The sequence below is a fragment of the Acinetobacter sp. YH12069 genome, assembly GCF_013419675.1.
In the GTDB taxonomy this organism is placed as follows: domain Bacteria; phylum Pseudomonadota; class Gammaproteobacteria; order Pseudomonadales; family Moraxellaceae; genus Acinetobacter; species Acinetobacter amyesii.
In genome coordinates, this window is sequence record NZ_VOZS01000035.1 from 1 (window position 1) to 16661 (window position 16661).

Annotated in this window: 20 protein-coding genes; all 20 read left to right on the forward strand. The window is 44.4% G+C overall.

Translation table 11 applies throughout. The annotated features are described in order from the left end of the window. Nucleotides 1-113: 113 nt before the first annotated feature. Nucleotides 114-305: a hypothetical protein gene (locus tag FTU16_RS15630; RefSeq protein ID WP_180163636.1), complete on the forward strand. Its 192-nt coding sequence runs from the start codon at nt 114-116 to the stop codon at nt 303-305. Beyond that, a complete protein-coding gene (locus FTU16_RS15635; protein ID WP_180163637.1) occupies nt 280-555 on the forward strand; it encodes a hypothetical protein in 276 nt (91 codons plus the stop codon). Before FTU16_RS15630 ends, FTU16_RS15635 begins: the two co-directional genes overlap by 26 nt. Then, nucleotides 539-1042, forward strand: coding sequence for a hypothetical protein (locus FTU16_RS15640; RefSeq protein WP_180163638.1), 504 nt, complete (start codon nt 539-541; stop codon nt 1040-1042). Before FTU16_RS15635 ends, FTU16_RS15640 begins: the two co-directional genes overlap by 17 nt. A 95-nt stretch (nt 1043-1137) precedes the next feature. Then, a complete protein-coding gene (locus FTU16_RS16710; RefSeq protein WP_373683908.1) occupies nt 1138-1479 on the forward strand; it encodes a hypothetical protein in 342 nt (113 codons plus the stop codon). Continuing rightward, a complete protein-coding gene (locus FTU16_RS15650; protein ID WP_180163639.1) occupies nt 1454-2734 on the forward strand; it encodes a PBSX family phage terminase large subunit in 1281 nt (426 codons plus the stop codon). Before FTU16_RS16710 ends, FTU16_RS15650 begins: the two co-directional genes overlap by 26 nt. Before the next feature lie 17 nt (nt 2735-2751). Further along, nucleotides 2752-4833, forward strand: coding sequence for a portal protein (locus FTU16_RS15655; RefSeq protein WP_180163640.1), 2082 nt, complete (start codon nt 2752-2754; stop codon nt 4831-4833). Then, nucleotides 4823-5713, forward strand: coding sequence for a hypothetical protein (locus FTU16_RS15660; protein ID WP_180163641.1), 891 nt, complete (start codon nt 4823-4825; stop codon nt 5711-5713). The genes FTU16_RS15655 and FTU16_RS15660 overlap by 11 nt, the downstream gene beginning before the upstream one ends. A gap of 11 nt (nt 5714-5724) precedes the next feature. Further along, nucleotides 5725-6972 carry a P22 phage major capsid protein family protein gene (locus tag FTU16_RS15665; RefSeq protein ID WP_180163642.1) on the forward strand — a complete coding sequence of 416 codons (1248 nt, stop codon included), beginning with the start codon at nt 5725-5727 and terminating at the stop codon, nt 6970-6972. Between the two features lie 72 nt (nt 6973-7044). Further along, nucleotides 7045-7470 carry a hypothetical protein gene (locus FTU16_RS15670; RefSeq protein WP_180163643.1) on the forward strand — a complete coding sequence of 142 codons (426 nt, stop codon included), beginning with the start codon at nt 7045-7047 and terminating at the stop codon, nt 7468-7470. 13 nt (nt 7471-7483) lie between these two features. Further along, complete coding sequence (locus FTU16_RS15675; RefSeq protein WP_180163644.1) at nt 7484-7966, forward strand: packaged DNA stabilization gp4 family protein; 483 nt, start codon at nt 7484-7486, stop codon at nt 7964-7966. Beyond that, entirely contained in the window at nt 7959-8405 is a 447-nt protein-coding gene (locus tag FTU16_RS15680) for a hypothetical protein (protein ID WP_180163645.1), read from the forward strand. Before FTU16_RS15675 ends, FTU16_RS15680 begins: the two co-directional genes overlap by 8 nt. Before the next feature lie 2 nt (nt 8406-8407). Further along, nucleotides 8408-9796 carry a packaged DNA stabilization protein gene (locus tag FTU16_RS15685; RefSeq protein WP_180163646.1) on the forward strand — a complete coding sequence of 463 codons (1389 nt, stop codon included), beginning with the start codon at nt 8408-8410 and terminating at the stop codon, nt 9794-9796. After that, nucleotides 9797-10189 carry a hypothetical protein gene (locus FTU16_RS15690; protein WP_180163647.1) on the forward strand — a complete coding sequence of 131 codons (393 nt, stop codon included), beginning with the start codon at nt 9797-9799 and terminating at the stop codon, nt 10187-10189. It begins immediately after the preceding gene. Continuing rightward, a complete protein-coding gene (locus FTU16_RS15695) occupies nt 10189-10524 on the forward strand; it encodes a hypothetical protein (RefSeq protein ID WP_180163648.1) in 336 nt (111 codons plus the stop codon). The genes FTU16_RS15690 and FTU16_RS15695 overlap by 1 nt, the downstream gene beginning before the upstream one ends. Further along, the gene (locus tag FTU16_RS15700; protein ID WP_218955667.1) at nt 10521-10988 is read left to right on the forward strand and encodes a DUF2824 family protein; all 468 of its coding nucleotides are present in this window, start codon (nt 10521-10523) and stop codon (nt 10986-10988) included. The genes FTU16_RS15695 and FTU16_RS15700 overlap by 4 nt, the downstream gene beginning before the upstream one ends. Beyond that, nucleotides 10967-11608, forward strand: a complete 642-nt coding sequence (locus tag FTU16_RS15705) for a hypothetical protein (RefSeq protein WP_180163649.1) — start codon at nt 10967-10969, stop codon at nt 11606-11608. Before FTU16_RS15700 ends, FTU16_RS15705 begins: the two co-directional genes overlap by 22 nt. 2 nt (nt 11609-11610) lie before the next feature. Next, entirely contained in the window at nt 11611-13032 is a 1422-nt protein-coding gene (locus FTU16_RS16585) for a hypothetical protein (RefSeq protein ID WP_257227157.1), read from the forward strand. Between the two features lie 40 nt (nt 13033-13072). After that, a complete protein-coding gene (locus tag FTU16_RS15715; protein ID WP_180163650.1) occupies nt 13073-13648 on the forward strand; it encodes a hypothetical protein in 576 nt (191 codons plus the stop codon). A gap of 112 nt (nt 13649-13760) precedes the next feature. Further along, nucleotides 13761-16391: a glycoside hydrolase family 104 protein gene (locus tag FTU16_RS15720; RefSeq protein ID WP_180163651.1), complete on the forward strand. Its 2631-nt coding sequence runs from the start codon at nt 13761-13763 to the stop codon at nt 16389-16391. A 5-nt stretch (nt 16392-16396) separates the two neighbouring features. Continuing rightward, nucleotides 16397-16558 (forward strand): hypothetical protein, encoded by a 162-nt coding sequence (locus FTU16_RS15725; RefSeq protein WP_180163652.1) that lies wholly within the window; start codon nt 16397-16399, stop codon nt 16556-16558. The last annotated feature ends 103 nt before the right edge of the window (nt 16559-16661 follow it).

Below are 16661 nucleotides of genomic sequence, written 5' to 3' on the forward strand. Positions count from 1 at the left end.
ACAAACAATACACTTTAATCGAAACCTTAAATAGCCGAACGTATTACGGCAAATAAGACCCTGCTCAATATGCATTATTGGCGGGGTTTTTCTTTTCTTATTGTGGGGTGATCATGGCTGATCGAGTAGAGGCATCCAAAAATCTAGAGCTGCTTAAGGCAAATCAATCACGCTTGATGAACTACAACCATTTGTATTCCAGCTATGCATTTCGCCAAGACTGCGGTGCTGAGTTAAGAAAGATTGGTAAGCAGATCGCAAGCATAGAAGAATTACTTCATGAGAAACCCCAAAAGACTCGCTGAAATTAGAAAGCTGCCGTGTGTGCGTTGTGGTAATCCAAACTCACAAGCGGCTCACAGCAATTCAGCCAAGCACGGCAAGGGTAGATCAATCAAAGCCAGTGATGAGTTCACAGTGCCGTTGTGCCATTCATGCCACAGCCAGTTTGATCAGTTTGATTTAGGCAATCGTGAAGAAAGTGAAAAGCTGTTTGAAGGGTGGTTGGTTAAGACTGAGTTGATGATGGATAAAAGGGATGAAGAATACTTTTAAACTCGAACCCGCAACGTTCGTCATTAAGTCATTTGAAGAAGTAGGTCGCGCCATTGCCTACATGCATAAACACCATGCGAATGCGTTAAGTGATGGCAAGCCTTTAGTTGTTCGGATCAATCAAAAAGAAGATGACCGGAGTAGAGCGCAGAATCGCTTGTATTGGATGTGGATGAGTCAGTGGTCCAAGCGTCAGGGTACAGATAAAGAATACGAGCACTTGTATTTTAAGAAGCGCATGCTTGCTCGGATTTATGCGCGTGATGATGTTGGTCAATATCGAAAGACGTTTGCTGCGGTGACAGTGTTACGAGAGCAAGGTCATCCGCAATATCAGCAGGTAGCCGATGGGTTGAATGAGCTAATTAGCACAAGGGATGCAAGTGTGGATCAGTTCACTGAGTACCTGAATGGCATTCATGCGTTCTGTTTGAAGCATGGGAAATATTTAAGTACGCCAGATGATTTGATGTTTGCAATGGAGTAAAGATATGGCGGCTAAGCAAACAGGTCGCCCTTCTGACTATTTGGTAGAAGTGGCTGACGATATATGCTCACTTTTAGCAAGTGGGGAGAGCTTAAATTCTATTTGTAAAAAAAACTGGGTTTCCAAATCGCTCCACTGTTTATCGTTGGTTGCGAGAACATGACGAGTTTCGCAACAACTACGCGCGCGCGAGCGATGATCGAGCAGAGGGCATTTTTGAGGAAATGCTTGATATTGCCGATAGTGCTGAAGAAGAAACTGCCTCCATTGCGAAAGCTAGACTTCAAATTGATGCGCGTAAATGGATTCTTGGAAAGATGAATCCTAAGAAGTATAGCGACAAGCAAACGGTTGAAATGACTGGCGCAAATGGCGGTCCGATTGATATGAGTTTGAAGGTGGTATTTGAAGATGATGGAGAAGCGAGTACCGAGTAAGTTTAAGGCGCTCTATACACACCTAAAAAATAATAAACTTTTTTACGTCTACCATGGTGGCCGTGGTGGTGGTAAGTCATGGGAAATTGCAGACTTTCTATTGATCGAAGGCGCAAAACAAAAGCATCGCATTCTTTGCTGTCGTGAAGTGCAAAAATCAATTAAACAGTCTGTTCACAAGCTCTTATCGGATCGCATTATTGCATTAGGCTTGGGTCACTTCTATCAAATCTTAGAAACAGAAATACGCGGCATTAACGGCACTGAGTTTAGCTTTGCTGGCTTACTGAACCATACAGTCGAGTCGGTCAAATCGTTTGAAGGTGCAACAATCACGTGGATCGAGGAAGCGCAGACAGTGAGTGCGTTCTCGTTGTCTATTTTGATTCCCACAGTTGTTCGTACCTTTAAGCCGATGGTTATCATGTCAATGAACCCAAAGCTACCAAGTGACGCTGTTTATTCGCAATATGTGCTTGGTGGGCGTGACGACACGGTTGTGGTGCAGATTAATTACATAGATAACAAAGAATGCCCAGATGAACTGATTGCACTCGCTGAGCAGATGAAAGCTGATGACTACGATCAATATGAGCACATTTGGCTTGGTAAACCCAAAGAGATTGCAGATGGTGCAATCTACAAAGCTGAGTTTGAGCAGATCAAACGTGAGAATCGTATCTGTAAAGTTCCGCATGATCCAAATTTGCCTGTTTACACATCATGGGATTTGGGGATTCTCGACCCCACAGCGATTTGGTTCTTCCAGATCTACGGCAAAGAGAAGCGAGCTATCGATCATTACGAGGCGAATAACGAGCCACTGGCGCATTACGCTCGAATTCTTGATGAGAAAGCACAGAAGTTTGGTTATCGCTATGAAAAACACTTTGCACCGCACGACATTGCAGCACGGGACCTATCAAGTGGCGTGAGCCGTGAGCAAACCATGGCGACGCTTGGCTATCGAATGAATAAGGGTGCAAGGCTTGGTGTTGAGGATCGTATCGAAGCAACACGTCAATTCTTAAAAAACTGTTGGTTTGATGCTGAAAAATGCAAACACGGTATTCGTGCATTACAAAACTATCGTCGTGAATTTAACGACAAATTAGAGCAATTTAAGGCAACGCCAGTGCATGACTGGGCTTCGCATAGCTCAGATGCGTTTGGTGAGGGTGCGATTAATATCAATAAAATGTGCCAGCCGCAGCAAGTAGAAATTAACCCAATCCCAACCGTCAATCGTTGGTAATCAAATGGAGTCAAGTCGTGACTGATAAAGCAGATCGACTTGCCAAAATCCACGAAACCGCAAAGAAACAATTTGATAAAGCTCAAGGTGCTGTTGCTGATGAACGTCAGCAGTGCTTAGAGGATCGTCGTTTTTATTCTATTGCTGGGGCTCAGTGGGAAGGCAAGTTAGGCGAGCAGTTTGAAAATAAGCCTAAATTTGAAGTCAATAAGATTCACTTGGCTGTCATTCGTATTATTAACGAATATCGCAATAACCGCATTGGCGTGAACTTCATTAGCAAAGATGGTGTGAGTAATGACGATCTAGCTGATACCTGTGCAAAGCTTTATCGTGCAGATGAGCAGGACTCAGGTGCAGATGAAGCTTATGACAATGCGTTTGAAGAAGCAGTTGGTGGTGGCTTTGGTGCTTGGCGTTTACGTGCTGAATATGAAGATGAGGATGATGAAGAGAACGAGCATCAGCGAATCAGAATAGAGCCTATTTTTGATGCTGATACATGTGTTTTCTTTGATCCGGATGCAAAACGCCAGGATAAGGCAGATGCGAAATACTGCTTTGTTTTGACTTCAATGTCATGTGACGCATTCAAAGAAGAGTATGGCGAAGATCAAGACCCATCATCATGGGATAAGACGATTGCTAATAGTCACTTTGATTGGGCATCGAAAGACTCTGTTTATGTTGCTGAGTACTATAAGGTCGAAAAGGTTAAGGAGAAGATTCATATCTTCCGTTTAATCGATGGATCAGAAGAACGTTATACGGCGGAACAGCTTGAAGAGGATCCAAGCATTCTCGATGAATTGAATGCAACCGGTGCACAACAAATCCGGGTACGAGATTTTGAACGTAAGCGCGTTCGCAAACTTCTTATGTCTGGTCTAGGTGTTCTTGAAGATTACGGCTATATCGCTGGTCGTCATATCCCGATTGTGCCGGTATATGGCAAGCGCTGGTATGTTGACAACGTAGAGCGTTGCATGGGTCATGTGCGGCTTTGTAAGGATGCTCAGCGACTGAAGAACATGCAGTTATCTAAGCTTGGCGAAATCAGTGTGCTATCCAGCGTTGAGAAGCCGATTCTGGCTCCTGAACAGGTTGCTGGCGTTTCGCATATGTGGGCGAATGACAATATTCAAAACTATCCGTACTTGTTAGCTCATCCACTTAAAGATGCGATGGGTAATGTTGTTGCTCAAGGCCCAGTGGCTTACACCAAACCGCCAAACGTACCGCCAGCAATGGCAGCCTTGCTCCAGGTAACTGAACAGGACTTATCAGACATTCTGGGCAATCAGGAATCTGGTGATGAGATTGTTTCCAATACTAGTGGTGTTGCAATCGAGATGATTCAAAACCGCTTGGATATGCAGTCTTTCATCTACATTTCGAACTTTGCCAAAGCGGTGCGTCGTTCTGGTGAAATTTGGTTGTCTATGGCTTCTGAACTCTATGTTGAAGATGGTCGAACAATGAAGACGGTAGGCAATCAGGATGAAATTGACTCCATTGAGTTATTCAAACCTGTTTATAACCCTTCTTCTGGTGAGGTTGAGCATACAAACGACTTAACCAAAGCTAAGTTTGATGTCTCAATTGACATTGGACCAACATCGACCAGTAAACGCAATGCAACCGTACGCTCACTGACCAACATGCTCCCACTGGTATCTGATCCAATGGATCAACAGGTGTTGTCATCCATGATTATGATGAACATGGAGGGTGAAGGTGTTAATGAAGTCCGTGAATATTACCGCAAGAAATTGCTGCGTATGGGTGTTGTAGAGCCGACTAAGGAAGAAGCTCAGCAACTCGCGCAAGAAGCCCAAAATCAACAACCTGATGCAAATACGCTGTATCTGCAGTCAGAAGCCGAAAAGAATAAATCACTCGCAATTAAGGCACAGGCAGACACTGAACTCGCGATAGCAAGAGCAGAAGAAACCAAAGCCAAAGCAATCGATTTAATGACACGCTTAGATATGGACGAGCGACAAGCAGTGCTTGAAGCAATTAACCAACTAGGTATGCAACCACAACAGGCAGCCGTTCAGCCTACACAGAACGAGGAAATGCAATATGTCAATTGAAGACCTGCGCACAAAACTGGATGAAGAAGACAACATCGACCCGATTGAAGATAATCAGGAAGATGAAAATCAGGAAGATCCAGAAGAAACCCAAGATGAATCAAACCAGTCTGATGATGAGACGTCAGAAGATGAAGAGTTTGTTATTACGGTAGGTGATGAAGAGCCTGAACCATCCGATGAGGATGACTTCAGCGGTAAACCAGCGCCAACATGGGTAAAAGACCTTCGCAAAAAAGAGCGGGAAGCACGTAAACGCATCAAAGAGCTAGAAGCTCAGGTGCAACAGGCTAAACCTGCTGACAAACCGATTGAGGTTGGCCCAAAGCCAAAACTTGCCGACTTTGATTATGATGAAGATCAATTTGAAAGCGCAGTTGAACAATGGCATGAGCGTAAACGTCAAGTTGAACAGCAGCAGGTAGCAAAGCAGGCTGAAGAAGAAAAGGCTAAGCAAGCATGGCAGAACAAAATGCAAAGCTATGAAGAGCGACGTCAAAATGTAGCATCCAAAGTACGTGACTTTGAGGAAGTAGAAGAAGCTGCAAAAGACAAACTCACAGCAACCCAGCAGGGCATTTTAATTCATGCTGCCGATAATCCAGAATTGATTCTGTACCACTTGGGGAAAAATCCAAAGAAAGCGCAAGAGCTTTCTGAAATTACAGACCCAATTCAATTCGCCTTTGCTGCAGCCAAACTGGACTCTCAAATGAAAATCCAAACTCGCAAACCATCAACTCAACCAGAGCGGAAACCTAGTGGATCGGCTGGCTTATCTGGTGTGGTAGATCAGAAGTTAGCGCAACTCGAAGCGAAAGCAGCGAAAACTGGTGATCGTACCGAGCTGATTAAATACAAAAAATCTTTACAGAAATAAGGTGAATACTTATGGCGAACTCTTTTGCTAAGAAAATTGATGTTTTCTTTGATGATGTTGTGGCTGGCTTTGATGCAACCAATATCAGCTCTAAAAACGTTTCTCAATACAAAGCACCTGCAGAAGCACTTGCTTTAAATGGTCAAACTTTCCACCGCCCAATGCCATTGATGACTGAAATCGTGGATGGTCGCGACATTACCGGGCAATATAAAGACCTAGTGGAACTTACTGTGCCTGCTACTTTGACTGAATCGCACATCCGTAACGTGCCAGTTAAATTGACAGGTGTAGACCTTAATAATCCGTATGCTTTTGACAATATTGTTAAAACTTCAAACATCCTGCTTTCTAACAAGTTGGATACTCTGGTTGCTAACCGTGTGGCAGAACGTGGCACTTTGGCTGTAATCAACGCAGGTGCAATTGATACCTATGACGATGCTGCAGAAGCAGATGCTTTAATGCTTGAGCAACAGGCGACTCGCGGCGAGCGTATCATGCTGTTAAATCCACGTATGGCGAAAAACATTGCTGGCAACCTTGCTGCACGCCAAACAATGAACACAGCGCCAATGAATGCGTATCAACGTTCTACGCTACAACCGATTGCAGGCTTTGATACTTTCCGTGTTGATTACGGTAAATCAATTGCTGGCTCTGCGGGTGCAGGTTATTTGGTCAGCGGTGCACAGTCTTACACGCCTGTTTCTGCTGATTCAAATGGCATCCCGGCTGATAACCGCACTCAGACTTTAGCAGTTAAAACTGGTACAGGTGCCGCAGTTGGTGATGTGTTCACAATTGCAGGTGTATATGCAGTTGGTCATATCAACAAACAGTCTACTGGACAATTAAAAACTTTCCGTATTCTTGCAATCAATGGTGGTAACTGGACAATTTCACCTGCAATTGTTCCGGCTGATGGTACTGCAGCAGCCCAAAAAGCTTATGCAAACGTGACTACTGGTGCGGCAGCAGATGCGGCAATCACTATCCTGAACAAAAAGACCACTGCAGCAAGCGTGTTCTATGAAAAATCAGCGATTGAAATTGTGCATGCTGACTTCAACACCGAACCGTTTGAAGCTTCTGGTAAGCGTGTTCGTAAAGCGACTACTGACAGCGGTATTCAGATTGTGATGCTGTCTGACTCTAATGTCGATACATTAGCGGCTAACTACCGTTTATTTGTGTGGGCAAACGTGGAAGTGCTTAACCCTGAGTTAGCTGGCATCATGCTAGAGAATCAGACCTAACAATCAAACCCAATAAAACCATGACGACAAATGCCCGCTATATGCGGGCGTCGTCATTTTTGGAGTAGTGAAATGTCGAATTATCCAAAAATGCTCTACAAGGGTAATAAAGCTAAATACGAACACCAAACCGCATCGAGTGAAGAGTCGGAAAAAGAACTGCTTGATTCTGGTTGGATGGGTTTTAGTGAATTGCCTGAACGTGAATCAGGTGTTGCAGGCGGTTCAGTTTCTGAAATTGATTCATCAGCATTTGTACCGGTAGAACAGTTTGATGCATTGGGTGAAGAAAATACCAAGCTTAAAGAAGAACTGGTCGAAGCTCTAAAAGAAAACCAAGAGCTACGCAAGCAGACTCGCTTTAAGGAGTTGGAAGACAAGCCAGCGGATGAACTTAAAGCCATTCTTGATAAGGCTGCAATTAAATACAAAGTCAATGCTGGCAAGCCTGAATTAGCTCAGTTGGTTTTGGATCATGAGTCTAAAAACTCCAAATAATTAAGAGGTGCTTATGTCCTGGACTAAAAGACAAATTATTGAGCAGGCGCTTGAAGAACTAGGACTTGCATCTTATGTGTTCGATATGCAGCCTGAGCAGGTTGAGAGTGCCAAAAGCAAGCTCGACACCATGATGGGCCTATGGGATGCCAAGGATATTCGCTTTGGTTATCCACTAGCATCAAGTGGCAAAAGTGGCGATCTGGACGAGGATACTCATATCCCAGATTATGCAGTTGAAGCGGTTCGCTTAAATCTAGCGATTCGGCTGGCTGGATCATTTGGCAAGGCTGTGCCTGTTGAATTAAAAGCCATGGCAAAGGATGCATTCGAAACGATTCAATTGGCAATGCTGAGCAATCCACCGCGCGTGCAGCTTGATCCATCATTACCGTGTGGCGCTGGGCACAAATCAACATGTCACCCATTTATCGAAAAGACATGCACCAAAACCGTTTTTGCACCAGATACATCAGTGAGTTTTTCCAATGAATAAACGATTAAATATTACGGATCGCATTGGTCCAAATGATTCAGTTGTGCTTTGGAGTGCAAACAATCAGGATTTTCGTGGTGTGCCGCTTGATGTTTTAAAAGAAGCTATTAAGCCAGAGCAAGGTAATCAATCCTCTTTGCTTATCCAGCACTTCAACCCGAATGCAAATTTCACACTTGATATTGAAAATAGTGAAGTCGGAACGTACCTGATTCTCAACCCGACATCAGGGTTAAGCACTGGATCAATTAAGTTGCCTGAGCGTTATGAAGTTACAGATGGGCAAGTTGTATTGGTGGCATGTTCTCAGCAGGTCGCAAACTTCTCAGTCGATGGAGATAATGCGCTTGTCATTGGTGCTCCCAATGCATTGGCTGCAAATGGTTTCTTTAAATTGAAATACGACAAGCTTTCTAATACCTGGTATCGAGTGGGCTAAAAATGCAAATCCCTATCCTTGATGGAATCTATACTGACAATAACTCTGATTTTCGCACAGCTTACCCTGTCAACCTGATTCCAGTTCCAAAAGGACAGGGGATTTCAGCAGGATATTTAAGACCAGCCGAAGGTATTAATCATATCGCAGACCTACCAGGTGTAGATCGCGGTGGTATTGTTTGGCGTGGTGAGCATTATCGGGTGTGCGGCACCAAGTTTGTAAAAATCACAGCATCTTGCCAAGTGACAGAGCTTGGTGATGTGCAATTTGGCGGGCTATGTTCATTTGATTACTCATTTGATTATCTGGCTATCAATGCAGGGAATGCGCTGTATTTGTACGATGGTGAGGACTTACAGCGAGTCACAGATGAAAACTTAGGTGCTGTGCATGATGTGATTTGGGTGGATGGTTATTTCATGACAAGCGACAGCAACAACATTGTTGTCACTGAACTAAATAATCCATTTGAAGTGAATCCGCTTAAATACGGATCATCAGAAGTCGATCCTGATCCTATTGTGGGCCTACTTAAACTTCGTAATGAAGTTTATGTTCTAAACCGGAATACCATTGAGGTCTTCGACAACGTCGGTGGTGAATTTTTCCCATTCCAGCGCATTGATGGCGCTCAAACCACCAAGGGCGCACTAAGCAAAAATGCTGCATGTGTTTACATGGATGCAATCGCTATGCTTGGTGGTGGGCGAAATGAAGCTATCACAGTTTATATTTCATCTACTGGTTCTGTGCAAAAGATTGCAACACGTGAAGTTGAGCAGATTCTTTCAAACTACACAGAAGGTCAGTTGTCGAAATGTTTGCTTGAATCACGTCAGATTGATGGACACTCATGGTTATACATTCATCTACCAGATCAAACCCTGGTGTATGACGCCATTGCTTCGCAGTCAACCGGTCAGCCAACATGGTTTATTTTGAACAGTGGCAACGGTTACACAGCTCGAAATATGACTTATGCCTATAACAAATGGTTTGTAGGACATACGACTGAATCAAAGCTTGGTGTATTGACTGATGAAACTGGTGAGCACTGGGGTAATGAAATCGAATGGCAATTCGGTACGGCGATTATCTACAACGAGTCAAGTGGAGTGATTTTTCATCAACTTGAGCTGGTTGGCTTAACTGGTCGCAATTTATTCCGAAAAGAATCGAGCATCTATACGCAATACTCGACTGATGGTATGGAATGGTCCATGCCTAAATTTATTAGCGTTGGTAAGCAAGGGCAGCGCAATAAGCGCCTTGTGTGGTTCCAGCAAGGTTATATGCAAAACTGGCGTCTACAGCGATTTAAAGGAACGTCTGATGCGCGACTATCCATTGCGAGACTAGAGGCTAAAATAGAGCCGTTGGGGGTGTAAGTGATTAAAAGACCTAGCACACCAAGACGCGAAGATTTAGCCAAAATCTTTAAAGAGCCTCGAACCCTGAAAGCATTTGAACAGGTCTTTGAGCTATTGCCAGATGAATTAGAGCGACAGCTTGAAGGGTTGGAAAATGTTCAGGTTGTGGCAGAGAGTGCAACGGCTCAAGCAGCCTTGGCAATGGCGTTGCTTTATGCAATCGATGAACTAGCCAGTATTAAAGCTTTAGAACCGGTTCATCAATGTAATTGCCAGTTCGATGATTTAACGCCACGTCACGAATCAACAAGTCAGGACTGTCCTGTTCCTCGTTATGAATCCATAACCCAAGACTCGTTAGAGCCTACGCACATTCAATATCAAGAATTATCAACATTGGAGATAGTCTAATGGCTGTCAAAGTCACATGTATTATTCCTTCTAAGCAGTTAGAAGATGCTCAAACAAACCAATATATTGCCACCAACTCTAAAACCATGATTGATAAGGTGACTGTCACCAACACCACGGCGGCAGCGGTGACATTTAGCTGCAACCTGGTTCCTGAAGGTGGAGCGGTAGCAGATGCCAATGCAGTCATTAAAACCAAATCAGTAGCAGCTGGTGAAACTTATGTTTGCCCTGAATTGGTTGGCCATGTGTTAGAACCGGGCGATGCGATTAGTATGATTGCCAGTGCTGCTACATCATTGACCATTCGAGCGTCAGGTCGAGAGGTCACATGATTACATTGCAGCCTTTGAATGATCTCGACCTAATAAACCGTGTGATTTTAGATGCTGCAGTTAATGATGATATTTCTGACGATGCATCTAAAAATCATGAAATCCAGCAACTACCACATACCCTTGAATGTCTTGGAATCTACCAAGATGAAGAAATCAAAGGTCTATTTATGCTTGTTCCACAAAATGCAGTAACCGCAGAAATTCACACCTGTTTATTGCTGCGAGGCAAAGAAGCATTTCAGGCAGGTAAATTGTTGCTTGAACACCTGTTTAGCAAATATCAAAAGGCAATTTCTTACACACCTTCGACCAATAAAAAAGCCTTGTTTTATGCACTTCAACTTGGATTTAAAAAAGAAGGTGTTTTAACTCAATCATTCTTGAAAAACGGTGAATTGCTTGACCAGACATTGGTTGGCTTAACTAAAGGAGAATACTTATGCCAGTTGCAGCAGCGGTAGTTGGTAGTGCGGTTGTTGGTGGTGCAATGTCCGGCCGCGCACAAAAAAAAGCAGCGAAATCAGCAGCCAATGCCCAGATCCAATCATCTGAAATGGGGGTAGAGGAACAGCGTCGACAGTTTGATGCAGTTCAAAAACTCTTAAAACCTTATTCAGATGCAGGCCTTAGTGGTTTGACTGGTCAGCAAGACTTGCTTGGTATTAACGGCACAGCAGCACAGCAAACAGCTATTGGAAACATCAATAATAGCGCAGAGATGCAAACCTACTTACAACAGGGCGAAAACGCTATTTTGCAAAATGCGTCCGCTACTGGTGGTTTGCGTGGTGGCAATACTCAAGCGGCATTGGCGCAATTCAGACCACAGTTGCTCAATCAATTGATTAACCAGCGCTATCAAAATCTAGCAGGCATGACCTCACTTGGTCAGAACGCGGCAGCCGGAACCGGTAACGCAGGCATGCAGGCTGCAAGCAATATTTCAAACCTTTATCAGCAGTCTGGTGCAGCTCAGGCAGGTGCAGCTTTAGCAAAAGGTCAAGCTAATGCAAATATGTGGAACGGTCTAACTGGTGCGATTGGTCAGATCGGCGGTATGCAGATGATGGGGATGTTTTAATTATGGTACAGCCTATTAATTATATGCTTGATGTGCAAAACCCTATTCAGACAGCTATGACTGGCTTAACTCAAGGGATGCAGATTGGGCAGTTCATGCAAGCTAAAAAACAAGCTGAACGTGAAGCTATTCAAAAGCAGCAAATGCAAGAAGAGCTTTCAGCCTTTGCATCCAAGCCAAACAAAACCCATGACGATTACGCCAATATTATGGCGAAGTATCCGGCTTTAGCAGAAGATTTCAAACGATCTTATGATGTTCTAGATTCAGGAAAGCAACAGGCTACCTTTAAAACAGCGTCACGTATTTATGCTGCTACGGCAAGCAAGCGTTTTGACCTGGCTAAGTCTATTCTTGAAACTGAAGCTGTTGGCTATGAGAATTCTGGTGATAAAGAAACGGCTGGTTATTTGCGTCAGATGGCAACTATGGCTGAAACGGATCCCGAGGGACTTCAAGCATTAACCGGCCTTACCCTTGCCTCAACCAATCCAAGCCAGTTTAAAGATGTATTAGGTGCATTGAATCAAAACGATTTAACACCGTTTGAGATCGAAAACAAACAGGCTCAAACAGGTAAGGTTAAAGCCGAAACTGAGAAAACAGAGACTGAAACCAAGTGGCTTGGGCCAAAAGCCGAAGCTGAAATTGGAAAAATTGAAGCTGAAACCGAGCAGACCAAGATTGAGAATGAATGGCTGCCTGATGAAAAACAATGGAATATCGCGAACGTTCAATCACAAATTGAGTATCGTGCAGGACAGCTAGGGTTGGAGCGTGACAAGCTGGAGACCAACACCCAATTAAAGCTGGAGGAGTTGGGTCAAAGCCAAGCCAAGTTAAGCCCAGGGGCGGAAAAACTTGTAAATGAGCTTGTCACAGACTCGGCAGCCGCTCAGACACAATCCCAAAAACTCAACAGTCTTGCCGATCGATATGCCAAAGAGGCTCAGGCTGGCGGTATGTGGACATGGGGATGGGCGGGATTTAAACGTGCAACTGGTTTCTCAAATGATGAGCAAAACGCTATGATGAGGGAATATGACCGCCTGATTAACAGTGAGGTACTTAAGGCCTTACCACCTGGGCCGGCAACGGATAAAGATATTGAAATGGCGCGCAAAGGATTTCCACCATCAAATGCTGACTCGACCACCATTACAACGTTCTTGCGCGGTGTGGCTAAAATGAGTGAGGTTGATGCAGCTCACAAACAGATGAAGGCTGAGTGGGTTAATCAGAATGGGCAGCTTGGCTCAAGTAAGCGCGACATTGAGGTGTTGGGTGTTCGAGTTCCGAAAGGCACTCCATTTTCTGAGTTTTACCAAAAGAATTTAGGGAGAGCGCTCAAGAATCAAGATAAACAAAGTCGCAGTCAGCAGGCAACCACTGGTCAGGCGATCTATTTTAATATTTCGCCTTAAAGTTGTGATAACCTCCCCTTAAAATAAGGAGGGTTATCTCATGAAAAATATTATTTTAATTATCTTATTATTGTGTTCAACAGCAAAAGCTGCCGATGTAAAAGGATTGAGCAACCATGAGCTTTTGAAAAATATTGCATCCCACTTATCTTCCGAAAAAAACAAGAAAAACAATAAGGCTGAGTTAGATATGTATAAGAGTAGTTTTGATGAGCTTGATAGTAGAGTAAAGAATGGCAATCCATCTGCGCACCTATACAGGGGCTTGCTTGATTTCACAATATGTGGGCTCGCAAAAGAACATGGAATGGATGCCGTGACTTTTAAGCCGTGCGTTGACTCCTTTAATCACTTTGAAGTGGCTGCAAGCACAACTAAGCCCATGCTACCTCATGAAAGAGCACAAGCACTATCCTACAAAGGGGAGATGTATGTTGGTGGTTTTGGTGTTGCAAAATCTAATATTTTAGCTGCAAATTCTTTTGTTAATGCGGCTGTTGTAAATATAGAAAATACTGACAAGGAGAACGCCTTGCTTAATTTAGAGAGGGCGCTACAAGCATACCCTGAACACCCAAAAGCAAGAAGATTGCTCAAGGGTTTATTGGAAGAGTAGTGGACTTAATTAAAATCAGTTGGATAATTTCGGGTTAACTAAAGCATTGCCTTGACCACCATCACCAATAACCACCTTCGGGTGGTTTTTTATTTGCCTAAAGGAAGAATAAATGCTGTCACGACAAGAAATTGAGCAACATTTAAAAAACCCAAATGTTCGAAAAATGCTAGGGGTGATTGCTTCAGCTGAGGGCGTGAAGCATGGTTACCACACAATGTTTGGTAACGAGCGTTTAAGTGATTTAAGTAAACATCCTGGTATCTTGAAAGAGTTCACCCAGACCGATGGCAAAAAAAACAAAACCAGTGCTGCGGGTCGCTATCAATTCTTAGAGCCAACTTGGAATGGTCTCGCAAAACAACTCGGATTAAAAGACTTTTCACCTAAAAGCCAAGATATTGCCGCTGTCGCACTATTAGCTCAAAACGGTGCACTACCGCATGTCTTAAAAGGGGATATTCCCACAGCAGTCAAGAAATCAGGTGGCACTTGGGCTTCCCTTCCTTCTGCGCTGGATAGTTACAAGCAGCCAAAAAAGGCATGGAGTGATATTGGAATGAGTGGCAGCACATTTGATCGCGTTAAGAGTAAACGAGAGGCTCAGAAACAACCAACCATTGCTGATGTCTACAAAGCATACCGTGGCGGAAAGCTCACAACTGAGCAAAAGAATGCTTTTGAGTCAGACGTAAAGGCTGGCAAGGTGATGCTACCCAGTGGCGCTAAATTAATGGGGCAGAAAAAAGCAGTAGATCCAGTCATGCTACCTCAAAATGTATCTGATGCCTATTACTCTGGAAAGCTCGACAAGCAACAACGAGCAGCTCTGGAGAGAGACCTAAAAGACAATATCGTCAAACTACCGATGCCAACAAGTCACCAAAGCTCCGTCCCTGATTTTGATGCAAACGGCAATATTATTGAACCACAAATGCCAAAAGCTCCACCACAACAAGAACCATTGAGCACAATGGATAAAATCATTGGTGGAGCAGAGGCAGGTTTAACACTTGCAACTGGTGCGGTTGGTGGCGCTATTGGTCAGGCTGCAGGCGGTTTTCATGGTATTGCCGAATCTGTCGTTGATGGCACATTTGGTACTCAGCAAGGTGCACAAAATGCCGTAAATCGAGCTACACAGTTCTCTAATGCTTTGACTTATGAGCCAAGAACGGCAGGCGGTCGACGTGCTGTAGGTGCAGTGGGTGAGTTCATTGAAGATACTGGTCTTGATACCTTGCCGCCTGTCTTAGGTGGTGGTGTTGGTGCCTCTACTGCAACTTTAGGTCGTGCATCTGTACCAGTAGCGACCACAGCTGCAAGGGAAGTAGCTCAGGCTGCAAAACCTGTTGTCGCTCAGGTGGTTGAACAGGCGAAACGGCCAGTTAATGCTGTTACGGAAGCAGCTAAAAATGCCTTTAATCGCGATAGTCCAAACAGTGGTCCAGCACCAGCCAACATTGGTGCAGCACAGGTAGATCAGGGTACGGTACGTCAGGCGCTTGCAGCAGATTTACCTGTTAAGCCTGAACTCACGCAAGGACAGATTAGCCGCGATCCAGGTCAGCTTAAATTTGAGGTTGAGGCTGCAAAGGATCCCGACATAGGCAAGCCGCTTCGCGAGCGTTATGAGCAGCAGCACCAAGCTGTGCAGCAGTCGATAGATGTCTTTATTGATCAGACTGGCGCTGAAAAAGTTAGCACACGTGAAGCGGGTGAGCTGGTGGATGGTGCTCTGCAAAAGCAAATGCAGGCAGACAAAAACCGCGTGCGTGTAGCCTACAAGAAAGCAGATGATTCTGAAGAAGCGACCACGCCAGTTGATATTACTAATCCTGTTTCGGTTTTAGAGGATGGTGATTTATCGGTTATTGATTACCTGAACTCACAGCCTGAACTACCAACCACGCCAATCATTACTGCAGCAAAGCGGACTGCGGAAGCGCTCGGTATTGCTAAGCGCGGTGAAGATGGTCAACTTGTGCCAGGCAACCCAACAATCAAGCAGCTTGAAAAATGGCGCTCTGAAATTAACGGCAACGTGAATCAAGAAGCACCAAATATCAGGCAGGCCACCATCCTTAAAAACTTCATTGATGCACACATTGAGCCGCATGCGGGAAGTTTGTATAAGGCTGCTCGGATTGAGCGCAAACGCTTTGCTGATAAGTGGGAGAACCACGCTATTGTCAAAGATTTGGTGGGAAATAAGAAAGGTACCGATGACCGCAAAGTTGCTTTTGAGAATGTGGTGGATCGTGTTGTTTATCGCGGCTCACTAGATGACTTAAGGCAAGCCAAACGCACTATCATGACTGCTGGTCCAGAAGGTCAGCAAGCATGGCGTGAAATTCAGGCGTCTGTGCTTCGAGATATTAAAGACCAAGCAACACAGGGCGTTGCGCCAGATGCTCAAGGCAATCAAATGATCAGCCCAGCCAAGCTGAACGCACAGATCCGTAAACTTGATGACAAGCTTGATTTTATCTTTGGCAAACAAGGTGCAGATAAATTGCGGGCCTTAAATGAGGTCTCCAAAACTATTTTCACCGTACCTACATCAGCGGCAATCAACCACAGCAATACTGCAGCAACATTATCAGCAGCAATGGACCTTGTTTTATCAGGCATGTCTGGCTTCCCAGCACCAGTCGCAAGTGCATTACGCCTCTCAACCAAACACATTAAAGATCGAAAAATTCGCAAGCGTGTAGAAGACGCACTAAACCCACGGAGTTAATAGTTATGACTATGTTTTTAGCACCCTACACAGCTATTGCTGATATTGATGGAAGCCCGCTTGATGCGGGTTTCTTGTTTTTTGGGGAGTTTGGAAAAGACCCTGAGTCATACCCAATCGCTGTTTATTGGGATGCTGATTTTAGTGTGCCGCAGCAAGCGGCGTAAGAGATGAGGGTATGGCCCCTCGCTATCGGCTTGCAGGAGCAGGTAGCAAACCACCATAAGCGGCTTGGATCAAAAGTCCCGGTCGTGAGCGTTATGGAAAAGG